Source organism: Streptomyces sp. AC512_CC834 (genome assembly GCF_019049325.1).
Classification (GTDB): Bacteria; Actinomycetota; Actinomycetes; order Streptomycetales; family Streptomycetaceae; genus Streptomyces.
This window is the reverse complement of record NZ_JAGMUO010000051.1, coordinates 40,072-59,240: the sequence shown is the minus strand read 5'-3', so window position 1 is coordinate 59,240 and position 19,169 is coordinate 40,072. Positions and strand designations below refer to the sequence as shown.

The window sequence follows — 19,169 nt, the reverse complement described above, 5'->3', positions numbered from 1 at the left end:
CCGTGATGGCTGCGCAGGGAGGCCGTCTGACCCCTTGGAAGACCCCAGGATGGCAATCCAGGGGGGCGGGGCGCCTGGATTGCCATCCTCGCGTGCACACAACCGGTGTAGCCGCGCACCGGGCCTGCTTCGAGTAGCGGCCGGCGCGCGAGCGGAGCGAGCCGAGAGACTCGCGGCCGTAGGCCGCTCCTCCTTGCCCTTCCTTCTCGAAGGGGAGGCCCGCAGGCCACGTTGAGTAGGGGTCTCCTGGTTTCCGAGCTGGGTCGAGCCCATGGGTTAGCCCGGACACGACGACGGAAGGATGCTGGCATGCCCAAGCCGAAGAGCTTCACCACATGGTTGAAGACCCACGCCGATCAGCGCAATGCCATTGGGGATCTCGCGCGGGACGTCTCCGCTGACCCTGACTGGCCCTCACGTAAGGGAAGGCAGGGCCAGCTTGACTACCTCGAAGAGTGCGGCGCCATCGACGCGGCTATCGAGACGCTCGAACGTGCCTGGGCTCAGTACGAGGCATACCGGGCCGTTCAGACAGATACCTGAGTGGTCGGGAAGGCGGATGGCGCCTCGTTCGCCGTAGGCCATGAGCGAGCCAGGGCCCGGAACCTGTCTGGAACCTCCGAGGTCAACAAGCAACGACAGGCAACGACCACCAACGACCGACCAACCCCAGGTCAGTTGAGGTGCACGTCTCACTGACCAGGGCCGAATCACGGGCGGTCGAAACCCAGGGCAAGAAGAAGTAGACGTACGCCCAGTAAGCCCCTGTCCTGCGGTTGCTTCGCGGGGCGGGGGCTTACTGGTGCTCAGGGGTCGTCCGCGGACCGGCACGTGGACGCTTGGTCGTATCAGGAGGGCGGCCAGGCGTCGGCCATCTCGAAGGAGACCACCGTTCCGCCGAAGCGGCTGGGACCGGAGTGCCATGAGTCGGCGATGGAGTCGACCAGCAGTAATCCGCGTCCGTGCGCGTCGTCGGCGTCGGGGCACCTCAGTCGCACGCTCTCCGGGAGTCCCGGATTGTGTACTTCGACCCGGAGCGAGGTCGTCACACGGAACCACTCCACCCGGACGAGCCAGGGCGTATCCGACTTGCCGTGGACGACGGCGTTGGTCACCAGTTCCGAGAGCAACAAGGCACAGTCGTCGACCGAACAGGTCGGCTGGTAGGGAGAGAGGAACTTCCGGAACCAGCGCCGAGCCCGGGGCACGGACTCGGTGACGGGGTGCAGGGTCATCGCGCCGAGACGTGGTGACCCTCACACGGAAAGCGGTCGATCGTGTAGGCCATCAGTACCTACTCCCGCCGCAGTGGAGGCGACGCCGCTTCCGACTGCGGAGCTCCCGTCTGTCCGCGCTGACGAGCTTTGAAGTCGTCGTTCTCGCCGCTGACACCACAGCAGCGGAATGGTCGATCCCGTACGACGCCATACAGCACCCCTCATCTTGAAGACCGTTCCCGCAACATCTCTAGACATGAACTGTGGCCAACGTCTCTAGAGACGTCAAGTCGTTTGAGAAAAGCGCCTCTTGGCAGAGCGGGGCGGCTACTCGCAGCGAGCGAACCCCCGACCTGTGGCCTAAGGTGTCTAGAGAAGAAGAGGAGGCTGACGGGATGGCCAACACCGGAGACGACCGGCGCCCCAAGTACCAGCGGATCGCGGACACGCTGCGCGAGGCGATCCAGTCGGGCGAGTACGGTCCCGGTGATCGACTCCCGGGAGAAAACGACCTCATGGCCACGCACGGCGTGGCCCGCATGACGGTCCGCCAGGCTCTGAGCGTCCTGCGGGACGAAGGCGTTGCCGAAGCTCGCAAGGGAGCCGGCGTGTTCGTCCGGGAGTTCCGTCCGCTTCGGCGCCGGGGCATCCAGCGTCTGTCCCAACGGCAATGGGGCAACGGCCGTTCCATCTGGTCGGCCGACATCGAGAACCGCTCACTCGAGGTGGACCGGGTCACCGTGTCCGAGGAACCAGCGCCCGACGGCATCGGCGCGGTCCTGGACCTGGCCGACGAGGAGACGGTGTGCGTGCGGCGTCGGCGCTTCGTCCTGGACGGCAAGCCCGTCTTGCTCTCGACGAGCTACCTGTCCACGTCCCTGGTCGCCGGGTCCGCGATCACCCAGGAGGACACCGGACAGGGCGGGACGTACGCCAGGCTGGCCGAACTCGGCTACAAGCCGGTGCACTTCCGCGAAGAGATCCGCTCGCGCATGCCGTCGAAGGACGAGGTGGCCCAGTTGAGCATGTCCGCGGGCACCCCGGCCATCCTCGTCTGCCGCACCGCATACACGGACGAAGGCCGCCCCGTCGAGATCAACGAAATGACGCTGGACGCCGCTTCGTACATCCTGGAGTACGAATTCGGCGCTTGAACCCGGCGGTCGTGACCGGCTCCAAAACTGACGGTCATCGTTGGCACCTGGGTCTCTGGTCACTAGGAGATCCACATGTCGAAAGACGCCTCCGGCCGCCGTGCGGGTCCCGGACCCGGAAGCCGTGCAGGCGGATGTTGTCCGTGTCGACGTCGTCCGGCTCGGGGCGGCCCTCCAGTACGAAGCCGCAGAGCGCGCGCAGTGCGTCTTCGCCCAGTTCCAAGGGGTGGAACGGCAGTGGGTACGGCTCTTCGTCGTCGTCCGGCCAAGGAATGACGTCGGCCGGACGGTCTCCGGCCCAGTAGGGCAGCTCGAAGGTCATTGGTTCGCCGATGTTCTCGATGATGCCGCTGTCCGGGGACAGGCTCAGAGAGCGGACGAGTCGGCCGTCCTCCCACACTGCGAACGCGAGCCAGTCCACGACGCTGTGCATGGCGTGCAGCACGAGCCGCCGCCCGATGCTCGCCGCCACGAGGTGTTCCGGGAGCTGGGAAGGAAAGTCGATCATCACTCTCTGGTCGCCGATGACATCGAGGCCGGGCCAGCTCGCCGCGTACGCCGTCCCCTCCGGGGGGTATACGCCGTCCCAGAGCGTCGAGCCCTCGCTCTCCTCTGTCTCCCAGCCCGGGTAGAGCAGCCGCATCATGCCGGCCGTGCGTACGAGGTCCGCCGGGCCCACTTCTCGCAGCAGCCTCGGTACGTCGCCGTCGGCGTACACCAGAAAGCCCGTCTTGGCTCCCAAAGCCCCTCCCCAGGGTGTGCCCTTCGTTGACGGGTGCACCGTAGCCGTCCCCACTGACAACGCGAGATGGCGAAGCCCGAGGTCCCGGATGGGCCGTCTCTGGGCTGCCCGAGGTCACGCGACAGTGGCCAACCATGACGGCCAACGTCGACCGCCAGGCGCACGGCCACACTGCCCCTGACCATCCCATCCCTCCAGGTTGACTCACAGAGCGCCGCAGATCACAGGACGCGTACCGGGATACGCTCACAGCGTGGCTCGGGTCAGCCGATCTGCTTCCCAGGGGGGAATTGTGAGGAATCCATCGCATGGTCGGATATCGCGCAGGGTGACGAGCGCGGCGTTCGCCGTCGTGCTGCTCACTGGAGGAGCGGTTGCCTGCGGAGAGGAGGCGGCGAGCGACTCCGCGTCCGTGAATGAGGGTTCGCCCGGGGTGCCGCCCGCAACGGCCGTGGCGAAGGCGGCGACGGGCTCCGAGGGCATCACGTCGCTTCATTACCGGGTAACCGGCACCGTGCCGGAGCAGGGCAGGGTGACGGCCGAGGCGTCCATGAGCACGGCGCCCCTGACCATGAGTATGAAGATGAACGTGACCGACCAGGGTGAAGACAGCCGGCTGGAAGTCCGGTTCGTCGACGAGGTGATGTACGTCCGGGGGGATGCCGTCAACTCCGAGATGTTGAAGGGCGCGAGCTGGTTCAGCGCCGCGCCGGCCGTGTGGGGCCGTGACGCGGTGGACAACAATTCCTACGGATTGCTGCCACGTCAGCTCGAAGGCAGCCCGGCCGTGCAGTCGGCGATGCTGACGGCCTCCAAGGACGTGCGGAAGGTCGGGACGGAGACGATCGACAGCACCCGGACCACTCACTACAGAGGAACGATCACCAGTAAGGGCATACGCGCCGTCCGCGCCGCTGCTACCGACAAGGCGGCTCGCGAGCGCCAGAACGACAGTCTTGGCCAGTTCACGGCTCTGCGTGTCGAAGGCACGCTCACCATGGATCTGTGGATCGGCGCCGACAACCACACCAAGCGGTTCCGCATGCGGGCCGATACGTACGCGACACGGGGCGGCACCGAGGGCAAGCCGCTCGAGCTCATCGACGGCGATCCCCTCGACATGACCATCACATTCCTCGACGTCAACCAGCCGGTGACCGTCGAGGCGCCACCGTCCGAAGAAACCATCGACCTCGCCGCACTGGCGGACGAGGCACAGGCAGGCTGAGCGACAACGGCCACGGTCCGGAACATAGTTGGCCAATGCCTGAGTTCAGTTGGCCGGAGCGCTCCCTGGTGCCGGCCTCGGATGTCATGGACCGGAGCTGGCCCGTAACAGTCTCCGCCCTGCCCCTTGGATCTCATGTCGGCGGACGGGTCATCGGCCGACAGCCGTTCGGCGTCTTCCTCCTCCTCGACGGCGTGCCGAACGCAGTCGGCCTTGCTGAGGTCACCGCCATGCCTCACCACATGGAGCTGCCTGCTTTGGGCGCCACCGTCGCCGGTGAGGTGATCTGGCACGCGGACCACAACCGTCAGGTGAAGATCCGCCTCGATGAATGGCATGTGCCCGGCTGATCACCCGCCCCGAAGCGGCGCCCCTGGGCCGTCCGGGATTGCTCGACAGGGCGGTTCCTACAGGTTCGCACCGCTCGTCGAGACCGAAGCGGGACCACATTGCGAGGTCGGCGTCACGGAGAGTGGCGATCGGCGGCAATACGCAAGCCCGTGCAAGCATACTCAAGTATGCTTGCTGTATGTCCTCAACGACTCGCATCACCGTCACGCTCCCCAGCGATCAGGTGGCGGAGCTCCGCAAGCTCACGGACAACGTCTCCGGCTACGTGGCGGAAGCTGTGGCCCGCCAGATCCGGCACCAGCTTCTGGGTGACGACCTCCGTCGGCACGAGGAAGAGCACGGAAACTTCAGCGACGAGGAACTCGCCGAGGCCCACGCGAAGATTTTCGGCACTACCGGCTCCGCCAAGGACGCGGACGCCGCGTGAGCGAGCGCGTCGAAACCGTCGTTCTGGCCTCGGAAGGGCTCTCCTCCTGGATCACGCAGGACCGCAAGCTCCTCGCGATGTTGCAGGTCTTCCACGACATGGGAGCCGACCTGGTGATCGGGGCGAACACCATCGTGGAAGTCAGCCATGCCCGTGCCAACATCCCCCGCCTGAACTGGGCCCTGTCCCGTATCAAGGTAGAACCGGTCACCGAGCAGGCAGCCAAAGCGGCAGCGGAACTCCTCAAAGGAGCCGGGCTGCACGGGCACAAGTACGCCATCGACGCCACGGTCGCCGAGGTCGCGCTCCGCCAGCCGAAACCCGTCGCCCTGCTGACGTCCGACAGCGACGACATGACCAAGCTCTGCGGCAACCAGGTCCGCATCATCTCTCTCTGACCCACCAGCCCACCCGGAGCATGCACCCTGGCAGGTTCTGTTGTACTGCCGCCACCCGTGTCCCATCCGCCGGCATGGTGTGGTGGTGGCTACTCACGGCGAGGTATCACACCGTGCATGCGTGTCGGGCAGTACTTGGCACTGTCAGTAGCCAGAGAGCAGAGTTGGCCAATGAACTCGTGGTAGCTGTCGGGGGCGTCGCGCTCCTTGCCGGGCGGCCCGTCGACCCAGTGCTGCCAGAGTCCGTTCGGGGCGAGGAATCGCGCGGCGTGATCAGCACCGAGTCTGGCGTCGAGCAACAAGAGCGCGCCGAGGGCGGCCGGCTGGTCGTAGTAGAGGTCCGGGCGAGGTAGGTACCGGTCAAGGTAAGCGATCAAGGGATCGGCGTCGGCAGGGGTGCCGAAGGTGGCCAGAGCGACGCAGTACGCCTGCCCCGCGTAGGGCCCTTCGCTGGCGAGCAAGAGTTCGCCAAGACGTTCCCGGTACTCGGTCCGGCCGGCAACGGCGATGAGCCAGGCTGCCGTCTTGCGCTCGCGCCATCCTCGGTCGAGCAGCATGCCCAGTTCACCAGGACTGATCTCACCGGCAGCCTTGCCCAGCTTCCGCAGGAACTTGGCGCGGGCGCGCCCGCTCATACCGAGAAGTGGGCCACCGACCTTGAGGTACCGCCGGTCGGGCGTGACGTATCGGCGGATCAACTTGAGCCGCTCGTCCTCTTCTTCGGTGTCACACATGGCAGCATCCTCGTATGGACGAAGCCGTCGGACCAGCGACGTCCGAGAAGCAGACTTCCCCGGACTTCCCAGTGGCCGTCCGGTGCCGGGGGCGCGGTCTTCGCGGTGATCCCTGGTCAGTGCGGCCAGCAGCTTGGGGTCGGAGTAGACCTCTCTGCGGTGCAGGAGCAGTCTCGGCGGTTCCTGGAGCCGGGCATGGGTCTGCTTGTTCTTGTTCACCAGCTCGGAGAAGTTCACGGCTGCGCTCTCGCTACTGGTGAGCTGCCGCGGGGTCAACGCACCAGTGGGAGGAAGATCGTGTCGACGATCTCCTCGATGACGTCGTCGGGCACCGGGGCGAAGGTCGAGAGGATCTCGTGGCGCAGGAGGACGAAGGGGAGGGTCTTGATGCGCTCGGTGAGGAGCTCGGGCCTGATCTCGCCGCGGTCGACGGCGCGGTCGAAGAGCGAGTCGAGCGCTGCCTTGCGGCCTGTCGCCACGGGATCGAACAGGCCGCTGGGGTCTCTTCCGGTTTCCCGGTGGTAGCCGGCCAGGTGCGCGTACATCACGGTGACCAGCGGCACATGAGCGGAGCCGATTTCCCGCATGAGGGTGAGGACGTCCTCCCGCAGGCTTCCCGTGTCGGGAACGGTGGGGCGGGACTTCGTCAGGATGTGGACGATGGTTGCCCGGATGAGTTCTTCACGGTCGGACCAGCGCCGGTAGAGCACCGGGGGGCTGGTGCCCGCGCGCTTGACGACGGCGTCCATGGTGAATCTGGCGTAGCCGTTGTCGACTAGCTCTTCCCAGGCCGCGTCGAGGAGTGCCTTCTCCAGTGCTGCACCGCGGCGTCGCTGAGTCATCGTTCGTTCTCCACTGTAGATAGAGTTGTCTTTCTTACGGTATCGGCTTACCTTGAGGAGGATAAGGAAGATTCTTCTATCTTAAGGTGCTGACCGTGAGCACTTCCCACAGGCTCGCCCCCGCCCCCACCGACACCGGCCGTGTAGACCCCGCCGTGGTGCGGATGGCGATCACCCTCATCGTCGGCGCCCTCGGGGTCGTCTTCGACACCACCATCGTCAGCGTCGCCCTGAACGGGCTGGCCAAAGACTTCGACGCCCCGCTCTCCACGATCCAGTGGGTCAGTACCGGCTACATGCTGGCCGTCTTCGTCACCATCCCGCTCGCCGGATGGGCTCAGTCGCGGATCGGCGGCCGGCGCCTGTGGATCGTGGCCCTGGGTGCGTTCCTGGTCGGTTCGCTCCTGAGCGCACTGGCCTGGAGCGTGACGAGCCTCGTCGTCTTCCGTCTCGTGCAGGGCCTCGCGGGCGGCGTCATGATGCCGCTGATGTACACCCTGCTCATGCAGGCGGCCAAGGGCCGCAACATCGGCAAGGTCATGGCCGTCATCACCGTGCCCACGGCGCTCGGCCCGATCCTCGGCCCGGTTCTGGGCGGTCTCATCCTTCACCTGGCCGACTGGCGATGGCTGTTCTTCGTCAACATCCCCTTCTGCGTCGTCGGGATGTGGCTCGCCCGGCGCACCCTGCTCGACGACCGGCCCGCACCCGACAGCCCCCGCACCCGCCTGGACGTGGTCGGCCTGCTCCTGCTGTGCCCGGGTTCCGCGGCCCTCCTCTACGGCCTCTCCCAGGTCGACGGCAGCACGGACTTCGCCGGCGCCCGGGTCCTCGTTCCGCTGCTTGCCGGGCTCGTTCTGGTCGGGGGCTTCATCGCCCGGGCTCTCGCCCTGGACACCGGCTCACTGGTCGACGTGCGGATGTTCCGACACCGCTCGGTGGCCTCGTCCTCCACCCTGCTCTTCCTGGGCGGCATCTCTCTGTTCGGGTCGATGACGCTGCTGCCCCTGTACTTCCAGCAGGTCCGCGGCGCGCCCCCCCTTGACGCCGGACTGCTGCTCATCCCCCAGGGAGTCGGCGCCCTCGTCGCCCGCGGCCTGGCGGGCAAGTACATGGACAGCGTCGGCCCCCGCGTGGTGGCGCTCGTGGCCTTCGCGTTCGTCGCCGCATCCACCGTGCCGTTCGCCTTCGTCACCGCCGAGACCAACGAAGTCCTGTTCATGGCCGCGCTGTTCATCCGCGGCATCGCCCTGGGCGCTGCCATGATCGCGCCCATGGGCGCCGCCTTCGTAGGGCTGGAGCACCAGGAGATCCCTGACGCCAGCATCATCACCCGCGTCGCCCAGCAGATCGGCGGCGCGGTGGGCGTCGCCGTCCTCGTCGTCGTCCTCCAGCAGAACATCGGCGACGCCCACACCCCCGGCGCTCTGGCAGGCGGCTTCGACCACGCGTTCTGGTGGTGCGTGGCCCTCACCGCCGCCGCTGTCCCGCTCTGCCTGCTCCTTCCCGGCCTCCCCGAGCCGACGGCCCCCGCCGACGGCAAGGCAAGGGGGACCGACAGGACGACGGATTCGTCCGCACAGTGAGCATGGCCGTGTCGGCACCTCATGAGTCCCAACGCCCCGCTCACGTCGGAAGGGCGTCGCCGACTCTGTAGCGTGCGCGTGGACAGCGGGCTTCCGACCGCACACGTCGCAACCTCCCGAGACACCACACCTAATCGGCGTACCCGGGCAGCGACGGCCACCGCACCGTCAGGACCACGGACTCCTCCTCCGCGTACCACGAGTGGTCGACACCTCTGCCCCACACGACGTAGTCGCCCTGTTGGGCCAGTACGACGCTGCGGCCGGGCAGTTCCACCCGGAAGCGACCGCTGATGAGGACCTGGAGGGCAGTGCGTTCTTCACCGGTGACCCAGTGCGTGCGCTCGTCCCCCTGCGGATGGACACCCCATTTGATCTCCACCGCCTCGCTGTGCCGAGGGTCGGAGGCGTCCTTGAAGTGCCCCAGCAGCCACCCTCGGTCCAGTGCCGCGTCCTTGCCCGCGTTGCCCACGTACACGCTGTCCGTCATGGCTCCGGAAGCTAGCAGCCGAAGCTGGGGGCCGTGTGTGTGCGTGTCCGGCGAAAACCCTTCGCACCTGCACGCCTTGCCAGGTACGGTCGCCAGCGCGTTCCCGGCGTGGGGAGTTCGAGAGCCCCGCGTGCGGCCGCACCCGTAGTTCCCGCTTCCCGCTTCCCAAGATGAGAGCAGGTTTCGTCCATGGCATGTCGTATCGGTGAGCTGGTGCTCGGTTGCCGCGACCCCGAGGTGCTGGCGCGGTTCTGGTGCGAGGTGCTGGACTTCGTGGTGCTCGATCAGGAGGGGAACGAGTACTTCGAGATCGGGGCGCGCGACGGGTTCGGCGGGAAGCAGCCGACGATCATCCTCAGCCGCAGGGACGAGCCGGAGCCCGGCAAGTCCCGGCTGCACATCGATCTCAACGCCACCGACCGCGATCAGGACGCCGAGCTCGAGCGCCTCCTGAAGCTCGGGGCGCGCCGGGCCGACATCGGCCAGACCGGCGAGGAGCAGTGGCATGTCCTCGCCGATCCCGAAGGAAACGAGTTCTGCCTGCTCAAGGCCCGGCTCAACCCGCTCTGATCGACTCGCCTGATCGATCCGCTCTGATCAAACCGGCGTCCCCTCGGGCGGCATGAGTTCTCGTACTCAGGTGGCCTGCGGGGGCGCTTGCTACGTTGTGGCCCACTTCGTGGTCACGGCGTTCAGGGGGACGGCATGCGGTCGACCGGTGGTAGCGGGGGTATGGGGGGTACGGGGGGACTCCAAGGGCTCAGGCCCGGCGATCCCCGGGAGATCAGCGGCTACCCCGTGCACGCCCGCATCGGCGAGGGCGGCATGGGCACGGTCTACCTGTCGCGCACGCGGGGGAACCGGCCGGTCGCGCTCAAGGTCATCCGCCGCGAGTACGCCGAGGACCCGCAGTACCGTCTCCGGTTCGCGCAGGAGGCCCGGGCGGCCCGGAAGGTCGCCGGGTATCACCTGGTCCCCGTCGTCGACTTCGACACCGATGCCGAGCAGCCGTGGATCGCGACCGCGTACCAGCCGGGCCCGGCTCTCTCCGCCGTGCTCGATGCGTACGGTCCGCTCCCGATGGCGGCCGCCCTCCAGATGACGGGGTGCGTGGCACGGGCCCTGCACGCCGTGCACACCGCCGGGTACGTGCACCGGGACGTCAAGCCCAGCAACGTCCTCCTCGGCGCGGAGGGCCCCTGGCTGATCGACTTCGGCATCGCGCGCTCGGTCGGATCCACCCGGCTCACCACCGCCGGCGGCCTCGTGGGAACGCTCCGCTACATGTCGCCGGAGCACGCGCGCGGGACGCGCCCCGGACCGCCCAGCGACGTGTTCTCCCTCGGCCTGCTGGCCGCGGTCGCGGCGACCGGGCGGCATCCCTACGGCGACGCCGGTGACGTGGCCGTCGCCGCGCTGATCGCCGGTACGGACAGCCACCCGCCCGCGCTCGACGACTGTCCCGCGCCCCTGCGGCACATCCTGCGGGCGGCTCTCGCCGCGGAGCCGGAGGAACGGCCCGACGCGGCCGCTCTGGCGGCTCTGTGCGAGGAGGCGGCCGGACGTTCCCTGGCCGACCTCGACGGGTGGTTGCCGGGGCCGGTCGCCGCCGTTGTGGCCGATATGGAGGAGGCGGTGACCGCCGCCACCAGGAGTGCGGCCGATCCCGATCCCGACCCCGGCCCCGGCCCTTCGTCGGCGACGCCGCCGATGCCGGGCGCCGTACCGGCCGCCGCACCAGCCGCCGGGTTCGGGCCGCCGCCTCACATGCCCACGGTGCTCGTCCGTCCCCGTCCCAGTCCCCGTCCGTCGCTGCCCGGGCGGGGGCGCCGACGGGTGCTGACCGCCGGGGTCGGTGCCCTCGCGGCCGTGGCCGTGGGTGTCACCGCCACGGTCGTATGGCAGGGGAGGAACGACGGGACAGGGACCGGGACCGGGACCGGGGTGGTGTCGCCGGAGCCGTCCACGAGCGGTGGTGTCGGCGGCGAGCGCCAGGTGCCCTACGCGCCTGAGGGCTACCAACTGCTGTTCGCCAACAAGCCCTTCACCTTCGCCCCGCCCTCCCGGGACGACCAGGCCAACCACCTGGACCTCGACGTCCCCCGGGCCACGTACATGGAGCGCGGAGCCCTGCCGGGACCGGCGGAACTCGTCTACAACTCCGACGGCTGGCTCGGCAGCATCCTGGTCGTCGTCGGGGAACGGAAGACCGTCTGCACGGAAGAGCAGCAGACGGCCGTACTGTCCCATCCGCTGCCCGCCGCCGAACTGCGCCTGGGCCGGCAGGTCAAGGTCGGCACCATCCTGTGCGCCATCACCAGCAACGACAGCGTGGCGGAAGCGGAGATCACCGGCATCGTGCCGGGGGAGGGGAGCACGGGACTGCCGACCTTCAAGGGGTACGTCAGCGCGTGGAAGCGCCCCCCGGTGGACAACTGACGGCAAGCGGCCGGCTCGGGTCAGCTCGGGTCGGCTCAGGCCGGTTCCACCGGCAGCCACAGCTCGCTCGTCGCCGTCGTGAAGTCCTCCGCGCGGTCGAGGATCGCGACGATCGACGGGCCCGGGCGCAGGCGCCACGGGTTGGAGGGGAACCACTCGGACGCGGTGGCCGCCCAGGTGGTCTGGAGGGCGTCCGGGTAGCGGCCCGAGCTGCGGAAGACCGCCCAGGTGCCGGGCGGTACCTCGATGGCGTCGAGATCGTCGGGCGCCGGGGTGTCCCGGGAGACGGCTACGCCGTGCAGGTAGGTCAGTTCGGTGCCCTCCGGACTGTCCTGGGCGAGGTCGTCGGTGACCTGGAGCAGGCCCGCCGGGTCGGTGTCGCCGAGGGACTTCAGGCGGACGTGCTCCTGCGGGGGCAGCGCGGCGATGTGCTCCTGGATGTGCGGGTTGACGCCCTCGTAGATCAGCGGGACGCGGGTCGCGTGTCCGATCAGGCGGAACGCGGGGCGGTCGGCGAAACGGGTGTCCATGGGGGTGCTCCCTTCGACGGTCAGGCGGAACCTGAGCTGCGGCTGTGTCTGAAGGGGGCCGCCGTCTCGGCGTACGTCACGCGGGGCGGCGCCGTGGACCGTCCGGAACGCACGTCCGAACGCCTCCGTGGAGCCGTACCCGTGCCGCACGGCGATGCTCAGCAGGTCGTCCTCGCCCCGTACGACGTCGGCGGCCGCCACGGTCATGCGGCGCCGGCGGACGTACTCCGACAGCGGCATGCCCGCCAGCGACGAGAACATCCGGCGCAGGTGGTACTCGGTCGTGCCGAGCGTCGCGGCCAGTGCGGGTACGTCCGGTTCCTCGCCGAGGTGTTCCTCGACCAGGCCGACCAGCTCGTTCAGTGCCGAGATCATGAGACGGACCTCCCTTCGGCATCCACCGTGGCAGGGGGTGCCCCTGCCGCACCCGATCGCGCCGGTCCGGTCCGGTTGGGTCCGGTCCGGTGGGGTCAGGCGGATACGGGGGCGTGGTCCGGCCAGGTGAAGGCGTAGCCCGGGCTGCCCCCGCGGGCCAGGCGCACGTAGCGGAGCAGCTCGCGGACGATGCCCGCGTTGCCCATCGCCCAGCCGGTCTGCGGTTCGAGGTCGCGTGGCGGCGGCCCGAGTTCGACGTTGGACCAGCGGGCGCCGTCGGTGTCCCGGGTCGCGCGGGTGACGAGGTCCGTGACCAGGACGTCGGCAAAGCCGAACGCGTCCTGCTGCTCGGCGATCCGGTCGCAGGCCAGGGCCAGGACGCCCGCGGTGCCGCAGCAGCGGCCGTTGTTGTCCCAGAAGCCGGGGCGCAGCCGCTGGGGGATGCCGGAGTGGGTGACCGTGTGCCAGCAGCGGTTGGCCAGGGCGGTCCAGGCGGGGTCGGACGTGACGTCCCGCAGCGTGCGGAAGAGCTGGGCGTCGCCGGCCGGGCCGTGGCACCAGCCGTAGGCGACGGGGGCGATCCGGTCGGGGAGGAACTGCGGGGTGGAGTGGGGGGCCAGGAAGCCGTGGGGGCCTGCTTCGTCCCGGGCCACGACGTCCGCCGTGGCGGACAGCGCCAGGTCGAGCAGGTCTGTGCGGCCGGTGGCTCCACCGACGCGGGCGAGGGCCAGGGCGATGCCGAGGGTGCCGTGCGAGACGTGGTGCAGGCGGGAGTCGGTGTCTGGACGGTGCGGCCAGTGGACGCCGTTCGCGGTCTGCTCCGCCGTACGCAGGTACGGCTCCACGGCGAGGACGGCCAGGTCGGGGTCGCCGGCCAGGAGTGCGCCCAGGCCGATGCCCGCGTTGCCGCCCATCAGCTCGAAGAGTGTGCCCCAGCGGGCGCCGTCGAAGCGGGACCGGACGAGCCGCAGGGCGCGGTCCGCGGCCTCGCCCGCAGCCGTGTCGCCCAGTTCGGCGTGGACCGTCCGCAGGACCAGGGCCAGCCCCGTGCGGCCGAAGTACAGGGAGTCGTCGTCCAGGTCGTCGACGCGGGCGGCGAGGCCGCGGGCCGCCCGCAGGGCGGTGTCGGCGTACGCGTCGTCCCCGAAGTGCCGCCACGCTTCCAGGAGTACGGGGATGGTGCCGGCCGTGCCGTCGTAGAGCATCGGTTCGACGGCGTCGTCCGAGGGCCTGGTCGGCCAGGCGAGGCCGCCGTCCGGGGTCTCCCTCGCCGTCCCCGTCAGCCACCGCAGGGCGTCCACCGCGATGTCGTCGACCTCGTCGACCGCCACGACCGTGGCTTCTGGTGCCGTCATGGGGGACACTCTCGCATCCGTGTCCGGTCCGGCCCAGGGGTCCTCGCAGGCCGCGGGATCAGTTCGCCGGCGTCAGGTGCCCGCGGCTGCCCCGGCTGCCCCGGCTGCCCCGGCGTCCGCGCAGGGTCCGCCACACCGCGCCCAGGGCCAGCGACTGGACCAGCGCCGAGAGCACGATGCCGCCGATGAGGAACCACGTCGGGGTGTCGCCGGCCCAGCCCGCCTCGCCGAGCCAGGCCACGAAGCCGAAGGCCGGGAAGGTGAACAGGGCCGGCCAGACCCAGATGAGGGACGCGTCGGGGCCGGTCGCGAAGAGGGGTGCCGCCGCGGCGATCGCCATCGCGCCGCCGACCAGGGTCAGGTAGACCGCCGAGACGCGGTTGGCGACGGCCAGGCGGGTCAGGCGGGTCAGGGTGCGTATCGGGCTGGTGGTCTTCATCGGCTCTCGGGCTCCCCGTGCGTCGGCTTGGTCCGGCTTCCTGTCTCCAGGGTCGGACGGGCGCGGGCTCGGGGCCTGAGTACCCGTACTCAAGTGGGACGACGCGACACCTACGCGACACCTGTGCGAGGGCGTACGGGCGTACGGGCGTGTGGGCGTGCGGTACTGCGGCGACCGGGGTCGGCCCGGCCGCCGTAGTACTGCCGCGGTACCGCCGTAGAGCCGCCTAGTACCGCCTAGTACCGCCTGGTGCCGCCTAGCACCGGCGTGGTGCCGCTACCGCGTCAGCCGCACTGGCAGGGGTTGCCCGACTGGCAGCCGCAGCCGCAGCCCGAGCCGCAGCCGCACGCGGCGATCAGCGGCAGCTCGCGGATGTCGGTGGGCTGCTCGGTGGGACGTTCCTGCGCGGGGTCGGGCTTCGTGCTGGGGGAATCGGCCATGGTTCCTCCTGGAAGCTGGTGCCTGGGTCTCCGGGGCTCTGAGTCTTCGGATCCATTGCACGCCCCGAGTGGCCGTCGCATCAACGGCGCACTGGAGCGAACGCGCGCCGCCGGTCCGCCCCCGCGCGAGCGGGGTCAGGCGCCCTCGACCTGCGTCGCCGGCTGGATGTCCGCCTGGAGGTCGTCCGCGTGCTCGCCGGTGACCAGGTAGACGACCCGCTTGGCGACCGCGACGGCGTGGTCGGCGCAGCGCTCGTAGTAGCGGCCCAGCAGGGTCACGTCGACCGCCGTCTCGATGCCGTGCTTCCAGCGGTCGTCCATCAGGTGCTGGAAGAGGCCGCGGTGCAGGAGGTCCATCGCGTCGTCGTCCTGCTCGAGCTGGAGGGCCAGGTCGACGTCCTTGGTGATGATCACTTCGGCGGCCTTCGCCATCAGGCGCTGCGCGAGCTGGCCCATCTCCAGGATGGTCGCGTGCAGGTCGTGCGGCACCGCCCGCTCCGGGTAGCGCAGCCGGGCCAGCTTGGCCACGTGCTGGGCCAGGTCGCCCGAGCGCTCCAGGTCGGCGGACATCCGCAGCGACGTGACGACGATGCGCAGGTCGGTCGCCACCGGCTGCTGCCGGGCCAGCAGGGTTATCGCCCGGGCCTCCAGTTCGTGCTGGAGGTCGTCGACCTTCTGGTCGGCCTCGATGACGGCCTCGGCCAGCTTCAGGTCGGAGTCGAGGATCGCGGTCGTGGCGCGTCCGATGGCCGACCCGACCAGCCGGGCCATCTCCACCAGACCGTCACCGATCGAATCAAGTTCCTCGTGGTACGCGTCCCGCATCAGGATTCCCTCTCGTACGTCCGTTTCGGGGGCTCGCAGCGGCCCGCTGCCCCTCGCCGTGCCCCCACGCTTACACGTTCCGGCCTGTACGCGTCCGTTTCCGGCACCACAAATGAACCATCACTGGCTCCAAGGTGAACTCTGGGCGACGAGTGTTCGAGGTCGCACCCCGATGGCTGGGGCGGGGACGTTCGCCATGCCTAACCTGGAGACATGGACGTGAACGCGGCGGTCGCCGCAGCGGCTGCGATCGCCGGAGTGCTCACCGGCGTCATCGCCATGCTGGCGTTCCGCTGGAGCGAGCGCGACCAGAACCGCCCCACCCGCACCTCCCTGCACACCGACCCGGTGCTCCCGCCCGGCGTGGACACCGTCCTGTCGGTGCTCAGGTCCTCCGCCGTCGTCCTCGACGAGGCCGACGCGGTGGTCAAGGCCAGCTCGGCGGCGTACGCCCTCGGCCTGGTCCGGGGCGGCAAGCTCGCCGTCGAACCCATGCTGCAGATGGCCCGGGACACCCGGCGGGACGGGGAGATACGGCAGGTCGAGCTGGATCTGCCCAGGCGGGGGACGGGGCGCGGAGAGGCGCTCGCCGTCTCCGCACGCGTCGCGCCCCTCGGGTCACGGCTGGTGCTGCTGCTGGTCGAGGACCTCACCGAGGCCCGGCGCATCGAGGCCGTACGCCGCGACTTCGTCGCCAATGTGAGCCACGAGCTGAAGACGCCGGTCGGGGCGCTCTCGCTGCTCTCCGAGGCCGTCATGGACGCCTCGGACGATCAGGAGGCGGTGGAACGGTTCGCCGGACGCATGCAGATCGAGGCGACCCGGCTCACCAGCCTCGTACAGGAACTCATCGACCTCTCCCGGGTCCAGAACGACGACCCCCTCGACGACGCCGAGCCCGTCCGGGTGGAGGAACTGGTCGCCGAGGCCGTCGACCGCTGCCGGCAGGCGGCCGGCACCAAGCAGATCACCATGGCCGCCGGAGGAACGGCGGATCTGCGCGTACGCGGCAACCGCGGCCAGCTCGCCGCGGCCCTCGGCAACCTCGTCGAGAACGCCGTCAACTACTCTCCGGCCCGCACCCGCGTCGGCATAGCGGCCCGCCGCGTCGCCGCCACCGGCGGCGACCTGGTCGAGATCGCCGTGACCGATCAGGGCATCGGCATCTCGGAGAAGGACAAGGAGCGCGTCTTCGAGCGCTTCTACCGCGTCGACCCGGCCCGCTCAAGGGCCACCGGAGGCACCGGTCTGGGTCTCGCGATCGTCAAGCACGTGGTCGCCTCGCACGGCGGGGAGGTCACGGTGTGGAGCGCCGAAGGCCAGGGCTCCACCTTCACCCTGCGACTGCCGGAGGCGGGCCGGGCCCGCGACCGCGCCCAGCAGCGTTCCGACCGCGCCGGACTCAGCGACGAGACCGAGCGGTCCCTCTCATCCCCCCCGACATCCCCGTACGAATCGCTTCCCGCCCCGGAGGTCCTTCCGTGACCCGTGTGCTCGTCGTCGAGGACGAGGAGTCCTTCTCCGACGTCCTGTCGTACATGCTCCGCAAGGAGGGCTTCGAGGTCGCCGTGGCGACCACAGGCCCCGACGGACTCGACGAGTTCGAGCGCAATGGCGCCGACCTCGTCCTCCTCGACCTGATGCTGCCCGGCCTGCCGGGCACCGAGGTGTGCCGCCAACTGCGCGGCCGCTCGAACGTCCCCGTGATCATGGTGACCGCCAAGGACAGCGAGATCGACAAGGTTGTCGGTCTCGAGATAGGGGCCGACGACTACGTCACCAAGCCCTTCTCCTCCCGCGAGCTGGTCGCTCGCATCCGTGCCGTACTGCGCCGCCGCGGCGAGCCGGAGGAGGTCGCGCCCGCCGCCCTGGAGGCCGGTCCCGTCCGCATGGACGTCGACCGGCACGTGGTGACCGTCGGCGGCACCAAGATCGACCTGCCGCTCAAGGAGTTCGACCTGCTGGAGATGCTGCTGCGCAACGCCGGCCGCGTGCTGACCCGCATGCAGCTCATCGATCGGGTGTGGGGTGCCGACTACGTCGGTGACACCAAGACCCTCGACGTCCACGTCAAGCGGCTGCGCGCCAAGATCGAGCCCGACCCGGGCGCGCCGCGGTACCTGGTGACGGTGCGTGGGCTCGGGTACAAGTTCGAGCCGTAGAGCGGCCGGCGCCGGGTCGGGCGGATCGCCCGGCCGGACGTCCAGCCGGCGTGTACGCGTACGGCGAAGGGCGGGACCTCTCCCGGAGGCCCCGCCCTTCGCCGTACGGCGGTCTCAGTGACCGGTACCGGTCTCCTGCGAGTCGCCGGTGCCCGTGCCCGTGCCGGTACCCGTGCTGGTACCGGTCCCGGTCCCGGTTTCGGTGCCCGTACCCGTACCCGTGCCGTTCGTGGCGGCTCCGGTCTCGTTCGCGTCCCCGGTGGGCTCACCGGTGCCCTCGGTACCGGCGGCCGTCTCGCCGTCGGCCGGGGTGCCCGGGCTCTCGCCGTCGGTGGGCTCGCCGGAGTTCTCCGCGGAGGCTTCCCCGGAGGGCTGCGAGGACGCGCCCGGGGCCGCCGGGACGTCGCTCGGGCCCCAGTCGGAGAAGTACCGCTCGGCGGGCACGACGAAGGCGCGCAGGCTCACGTCGCCGGTCTCGCTGAAGGTGAAGGTGATCTTCTGCGCGTTGCCGTCCTGGATCGCCTCGCGGCTGCTGGGCAGGACGGCGGCGGCGTTGTCCTTGCCGCCGAGGATCAGGGAGCCCCCGGCCGGGACGGTCAGGTCGCCCTGCTCGCCCTTGGCGGGCTTCAGTTCGGCGGACTTGCCGGTGCCGGACACGGTGATGGACTCGAGCTTCTGGTCCGTCCTGCCGTTGTTGAACAGGGTGGCGGAGACCACGGCCGGGCCGGTCGACTCCAGGTCGGGCTGCGTGATGACGACCGCGTTCTGGATCTTGATGTCACCGACGGTCGTCGCAGCGTTGTCCGGCTTGATCTCCAGCGTCTGGGCGTTGTGACCGGCACCGCACGCGGCGAGCGAGGCGATCGAGAACGCGATGGCGGCGGCGGCGAGGGCACCGCGTCGAAGGCTGCTGCTCACGGCGGCGGCAACTCCTTGGACTCGAGCGTTGGTGGCGGCAACGGATAAAGCCGCCCTAAGTGACTGTCAGCGACCTCAGGCTACCGAGCCGTTCCCGGGCCGCCGCACCCGACCCTCCCCGAAGACACCCGGCTTCGCTCGCCAGGCGGTAGGCCCGGGGCGCGGGCGGGGGTGCGGTCGGGGCGCGGGCGGGAGTGCGGGTGGGGGGCGCGGCGCGCCGCTTCCGGGCCCGTTCCCGAGTCGTTTTCTGGCTCGAACTCGTCCGCCTTTCAGGTATGCGGCGCTCCGCCATACCGGTCGTGGATCGGTACGCGAAATTTCCGTGAAGGAATGCGCGGGACGCCCGGAAATTGATCACCGGTCGGCCGGCCCGGAGCGCCTCGTGATCAATTCCGGAATCGTCCGGAACCCCGCCATGACCACCGAACGGAGTAGCGGAAGTCGCACACGCGGAACCGGACATATGGGGATCTTCGGGTGGGTGGCGGGGGCTCCGGATGTGTGTGACGTGCGCGTT

21 protein-coding genes and 1 pseudogene are annotated in these 19,169 nt (G+C 69.7%); 11 read left to right on the top strand and 11 right to left on the bottom strand.

Annotated features, from left to right (window positions below):
- Positions 1–309: 309 nt before the first annotated feature.
- Positions 310–543 carry a YozE family protein gene (locus tag KUM40_RS19265; RefSeq protein ID WP_217167234.1) on the top strand — a complete coding sequence of 78 codons (234 nt, stop codon included), beginning with the start codon at positions 310–312 and terminating at the stop codon, positions 541–543.
- Between the two features lie 305 nt (positions 544–848).
- On the opposite strand, the pseudogene KUM40_RS19260 reads toward KUM40_RS19265, so the two are convergent.
- A pseudogene (locus tag KUM40_RS19260) lies at positions 849–1,288 on the bottom strand (ATP-binding protein).
- Between the two features lie 324 nt (positions 1,289–1,612).
- Here KUM40_RS19260 and KUM40_RS19255 point away from each other — a divergent pair.
- Complete coding sequence (locus KUM40_RS19255; RefSeq protein ID WP_217167232.1) at positions 1,613–2,371, top strand: GntR family transcriptional regulator; 759 nt, start codon at positions 1,613–1,615, stop codon at positions 2,369–2,371.
- A 34-nt stretch (positions 2,372–2,405) separates the two neighbouring features.
- On the opposite strand, the gene KUM40_RS19250 is transcribed toward KUM40_RS19255, so the two are convergent.
- Positions 2,406–3,113, bottom strand: a complete 708-nt coding sequence (locus KUM40_RS19250) for a hypothetical protein (protein WP_254395325.1) — start codon at positions 3,111–3,113, stop codon at positions 2,406–2,408.
- A gap of 328 nt (positions 3,114–3,441) precedes the next feature.
- Here KUM40_RS19250 and KUM40_RS19245 point away from each other — a divergent pair, with 328 nt between their 5' ends.
- From KUM40_RS19245 to KUM40_RS19230, 4 genes are all read left to right on the top strand, one after another.
- The gene (locus KUM40_RS19245; RefSeq protein WP_308401187.1) at positions 3,442–4,341 is read left to right on the top strand and encodes a hypothetical protein; all 900 of its coding nucleotides are present in this window, start codon (positions 3,442–3,444) and stop codon (positions 4,339–4,341) included.
- A gap of 35 nt (positions 4,342–4,376) precedes the next feature.
- On the top strand, positions 4,377–4,691 hold the full coding sequence (locus KUM40_RS19240; RefSeq protein ID WP_217167231.1) for a hypothetical protein: 315 nt from the start codon (positions 4,377–4,379) through the stop codon (positions 4,689–4,691).
- Between the two features lie 179 nt (positions 4,692–4,870).
- Entirely contained in the window at positions 4,871–5,119 is a 249-nt protein-coding gene (locus KUM40_RS19235; RefSeq protein ID WP_217167230.1) for a type II toxin-antitoxin system CcdA family antitoxin, read from the top strand.
- Positions 5,116–5,517 (top strand): DNA-binding protein, encoded by a 402-nt coding sequence (locus KUM40_RS19230; RefSeq protein ID WP_217167229.1) that lies wholly within the window; start codon positions 5,116–5,118, stop codon positions 5,515–5,517. The genes KUM40_RS19235 and KUM40_RS19230 overlap by 4 nt, the downstream gene beginning before the upstream one ends.
- Positions 5,518–5,606: 89 nt before the next feature.
- On the opposite strand, the gene KUM40_RS19225 is transcribed toward KUM40_RS19230, so the two are convergent.
- Complete coding sequence (locus KUM40_RS19225; protein ID WP_374227396.1) at positions 5,607–6,488, bottom strand: DUF6000 family protein; 882 nt, start codon at positions 6,486–6,488, stop codon at positions 5,607–5,609.
- 35 nt (positions 6,489–6,523) lie between these two features.
- Positions 6,524–7,093 (bottom strand): TetR/AcrR family transcriptional regulator, encoded by a 570-nt coding sequence (locus KUM40_RS19220; protein ID WP_217167228.1) that lies wholly within the window; start codon positions 7,091–7,093, stop codon positions 6,524–6,526.
- 164 nt (positions 7,094–7,257) lie between these two features.
- Between KUM40_RS19220 and KUM40_RS19215 the strand changes: the two genes are divergently transcribed.
- A complete protein-coding gene (locus tag KUM40_RS19215; protein WP_217167301.1) occupies positions 7,258–8,679 on the top strand; it encodes a DHA2 family efflux MFS transporter permease subunit in 1,422 nt (473 codons plus the stop codon).
- 130 nt (positions 8,680–8,809) lie between these two features.
- On the opposite strand, the gene KUM40_RS19210 is transcribed toward KUM40_RS19215, so the two are convergent.
- The gene (locus tag KUM40_RS19210; protein ID WP_217167227.1) at positions 8,810–9,169 is read right to left on the bottom strand and encodes a signal peptidase I; all 360 of its coding nucleotides are present in this window, start codon (positions 9,167–9,169) and stop codon (positions 8,810–8,812) included.
- Positions 9,170–9,358: 189 nt separating this feature from the next.
- Here KUM40_RS19210 and KUM40_RS19205 point away from each other — a divergent pair, with 189 nt between their 5' ends.
- Together KUM40_RS19205 and KUM40_RS19200 are read left to right on the top strand one after the other, a co-directional pair.
- On the top strand, positions 9,359–9,739 hold the full coding sequence (locus KUM40_RS19205; protein WP_217167226.1) for a VOC family protein: 381 nt from the start codon (positions 9,359–9,361) through the stop codon (positions 9,737–9,739).
- A 162-nt stretch (positions 9,740–9,901) separates the two neighbouring features.
- The gene (locus tag KUM40_RS19200) at positions 9,902–11,608 is read left to right on the top strand and encodes a serine/threonine-protein kinase (protein ID WP_217167225.1); all 1,707 of its coding nucleotides are present in this window, start codon (positions 9,902–9,904) and stop codon (positions 11,606–11,608) included.
- Positions 11,609–11,643: 35 nt separating this feature from the next.
- Here the strand turns inward: KUM40_RS19200 and KUM40_RS19195 are convergent, their stop codons facing one another.
- From KUM40_RS19195 to phoU, 5 genes are all read right to left on the bottom strand, one after another.
- Complete coding sequence (locus KUM40_RS19195) at positions 11,644–12,513, bottom strand: AraC family transcriptional regulator (protein WP_217167224.1); 870 nt, start codon at positions 12,511–12,513, stop codon at positions 11,644–11,646.
- 95 nt (positions 12,514–12,608) lie between these two features.
- Positions 12,609–13,868 (bottom strand): lanthionine synthetase LanC family protein, encoded by a 1,260-nt coding sequence (locus tag KUM40_RS19190; protein WP_217167223.1) that lies wholly within the window; start codon positions 13,866–13,868, stop codon positions 12,609–12,611.
- A gap of 58 nt (positions 13,869–13,926) precedes the next feature.
- Positions 13,927–14,307, bottom strand: coding sequence for an SCO4225 family membrane protein (locus tag KUM40_RS19185; protein WP_217167222.1), 381 nt, complete (start codon positions 14,305–14,307; stop codon positions 13,927–13,929).
- A 284-nt stretch (positions 14,308–14,591) separates the two neighbouring features.
- Entirely contained in the window at positions 14,592–14,747 is a 156-nt protein-coding gene (locus KUM40_RS19180; protein WP_217167221.1) for a hypothetical protein, read from the bottom strand.
- Positions 14,748–14,882: 135 nt separating this feature from the next.
- Positions 14,883–15,572, bottom strand: coding sequence for a phosphate signaling complex protein PhoU (gene phoU, locus KUM40_RS19175; RefSeq protein WP_217167220.1), 690 nt, complete (start codon positions 15,570–15,572; stop codon positions 14,883–14,885).
- Between the two features lie 213 nt (positions 15,573–15,785).
- Between phoU and KUM40_RS19170 the strand changes: the two genes are divergently transcribed.
- Together KUM40_RS19170 and KUM40_RS19165 are read left to right on the top strand one after the other, a co-directional pair.
- Entirely contained in the window at positions 15,786–17,057 is a 1,272-nt protein-coding gene (locus KUM40_RS19170) for a cell wall metabolism sensor histidine kinase WalK (protein WP_217167219.1), read from the top strand.
- On the top strand, positions 17,054–17,734 hold the full coding sequence (locus KUM40_RS19165; protein WP_217141006.1) for a response regulator transcription factor: 681 nt from the start codon (positions 17,054–17,056) through the stop codon (positions 17,732–17,734). The genes KUM40_RS19170 and KUM40_RS19165 overlap by 4 nt, the downstream gene beginning before the upstream one ends.
- A 114-nt stretch (positions 17,735–17,848) precedes the next feature.
- On the opposite strand, the gene KUM40_RS19160 is transcribed toward KUM40_RS19165, so the two are convergent.
- A complete protein-coding gene (locus tag KUM40_RS19160) occupies positions 17,849–18,652 on the bottom strand; it encodes a copper chaperone PCu(A)C (protein ID WP_217167218.1) in 804 nt (267 codons plus the stop codon).
- Between the last annotated feature and the right edge of the window lie 517 nt (positions 18,653–19,169).

Bases quoted from the DNA above. Each gene is read 5' to 3' on its own strand.
- KUM40_RS19265 (WP_217167234.1), top strand. From the start codon at position 310: ATGCCCAAGCCGAAGAGCTTCACCACATGGTTGAAGACCCACGCCGAT.
- KUM40_RS19255 (WP_217167232.1), top strand. From the start codon at position 1,613: ATGGCCAACACCGGAGACGACCGGCGCCCCAAGTACCAGCGGATCGCG.
- KUM40_RS19240 (WP_217167231.1), top strand. From the start codon at position 4,377: ATGCCTGAGTTCAGTTGGCCGGAGCGCTCCCTGGTGCCGGCCTCGGAT.
- KUM40_RS19235 (WP_217167230.1), top strand. From the start codon at position 4,871: ATGTCCTCAACGACTCGCATCACCGTCACGCTCCCCAGCGATCAGGTG.
- KUM40_RS19220 (WP_217167228.1), bottom strand. From the start codon at position 7,093: ATGACTCAGCGACGCCGCGGTGCAGCACTGGAGAAGGCACTCCTCGAC.
- KUM40_RS19215 (WP_217167301.1), top strand. From the start codon at position 7,258: ATGGCGATCACCCTCATCGTCGGCGCCCTCGGGGTCGTCTTCGACACC.
- KUM40_RS19210 (WP_217167227.1), bottom strand. From the start codon at position 9,169: ATGACGGACAGCGTGTACGTGGGCAACGCGGGCAAGGACGCGGCACTG.
- KUM40_RS19205 (WP_217167226.1), top strand. From the start codon at position 9,359: ATGGCATGTCGTATCGGTGAGCTGGTGCTCGGTTGCCGCGACCCCGAG.
- KUM40_RS19200 (WP_217167225.1), top strand. From the start codon at position 9,902: ATGGGGGGTACGGGGGGACTCCAAGGGCTCAGGCCCGGCGATCCCCGG.
- KUM40_RS19195 (WP_217167224.1), bottom strand. From the start codon at position 12,513: ATGATCTCGGCACTGAACGAGCTGGTCGGCCTGGTCGAGGAACACCTC.
- KUM40_RS19190 (WP_217167223.1), bottom strand. From the start codon at position 13,868: ATGACGGCACCAGAAGCCACGGTCGTGGCGGTCGACGAGGTCGACGAC.
- KUM40_RS19185 (WP_217167222.1), bottom strand. From the start codon at position 14,307: ATGAAGACCACCAGCCCGATACGCACCCTGACCCGCCTGACCCGCCTG.
- KUM40_RS19180 (WP_217167221.1), bottom strand. From the start codon at position 14,747: ATGGCCGATTCCCCCAGCACGAAGCCCGACCCCGCGCAGGAACGTCCC.
- phoU (WP_217167220.1), bottom strand. From the start codon at position 15,572: ATGCGGGACGCGTACCACGAGGAACTTGATTCGATCGGTGACGGTCTG.
- KUM40_RS19170 (WP_217167219.1), top strand. From the start codon at position 15,786: ATGGACGTGAACGCGGCGGTCGCCGCAGCGGCTGCGATCGCCGGAGTG.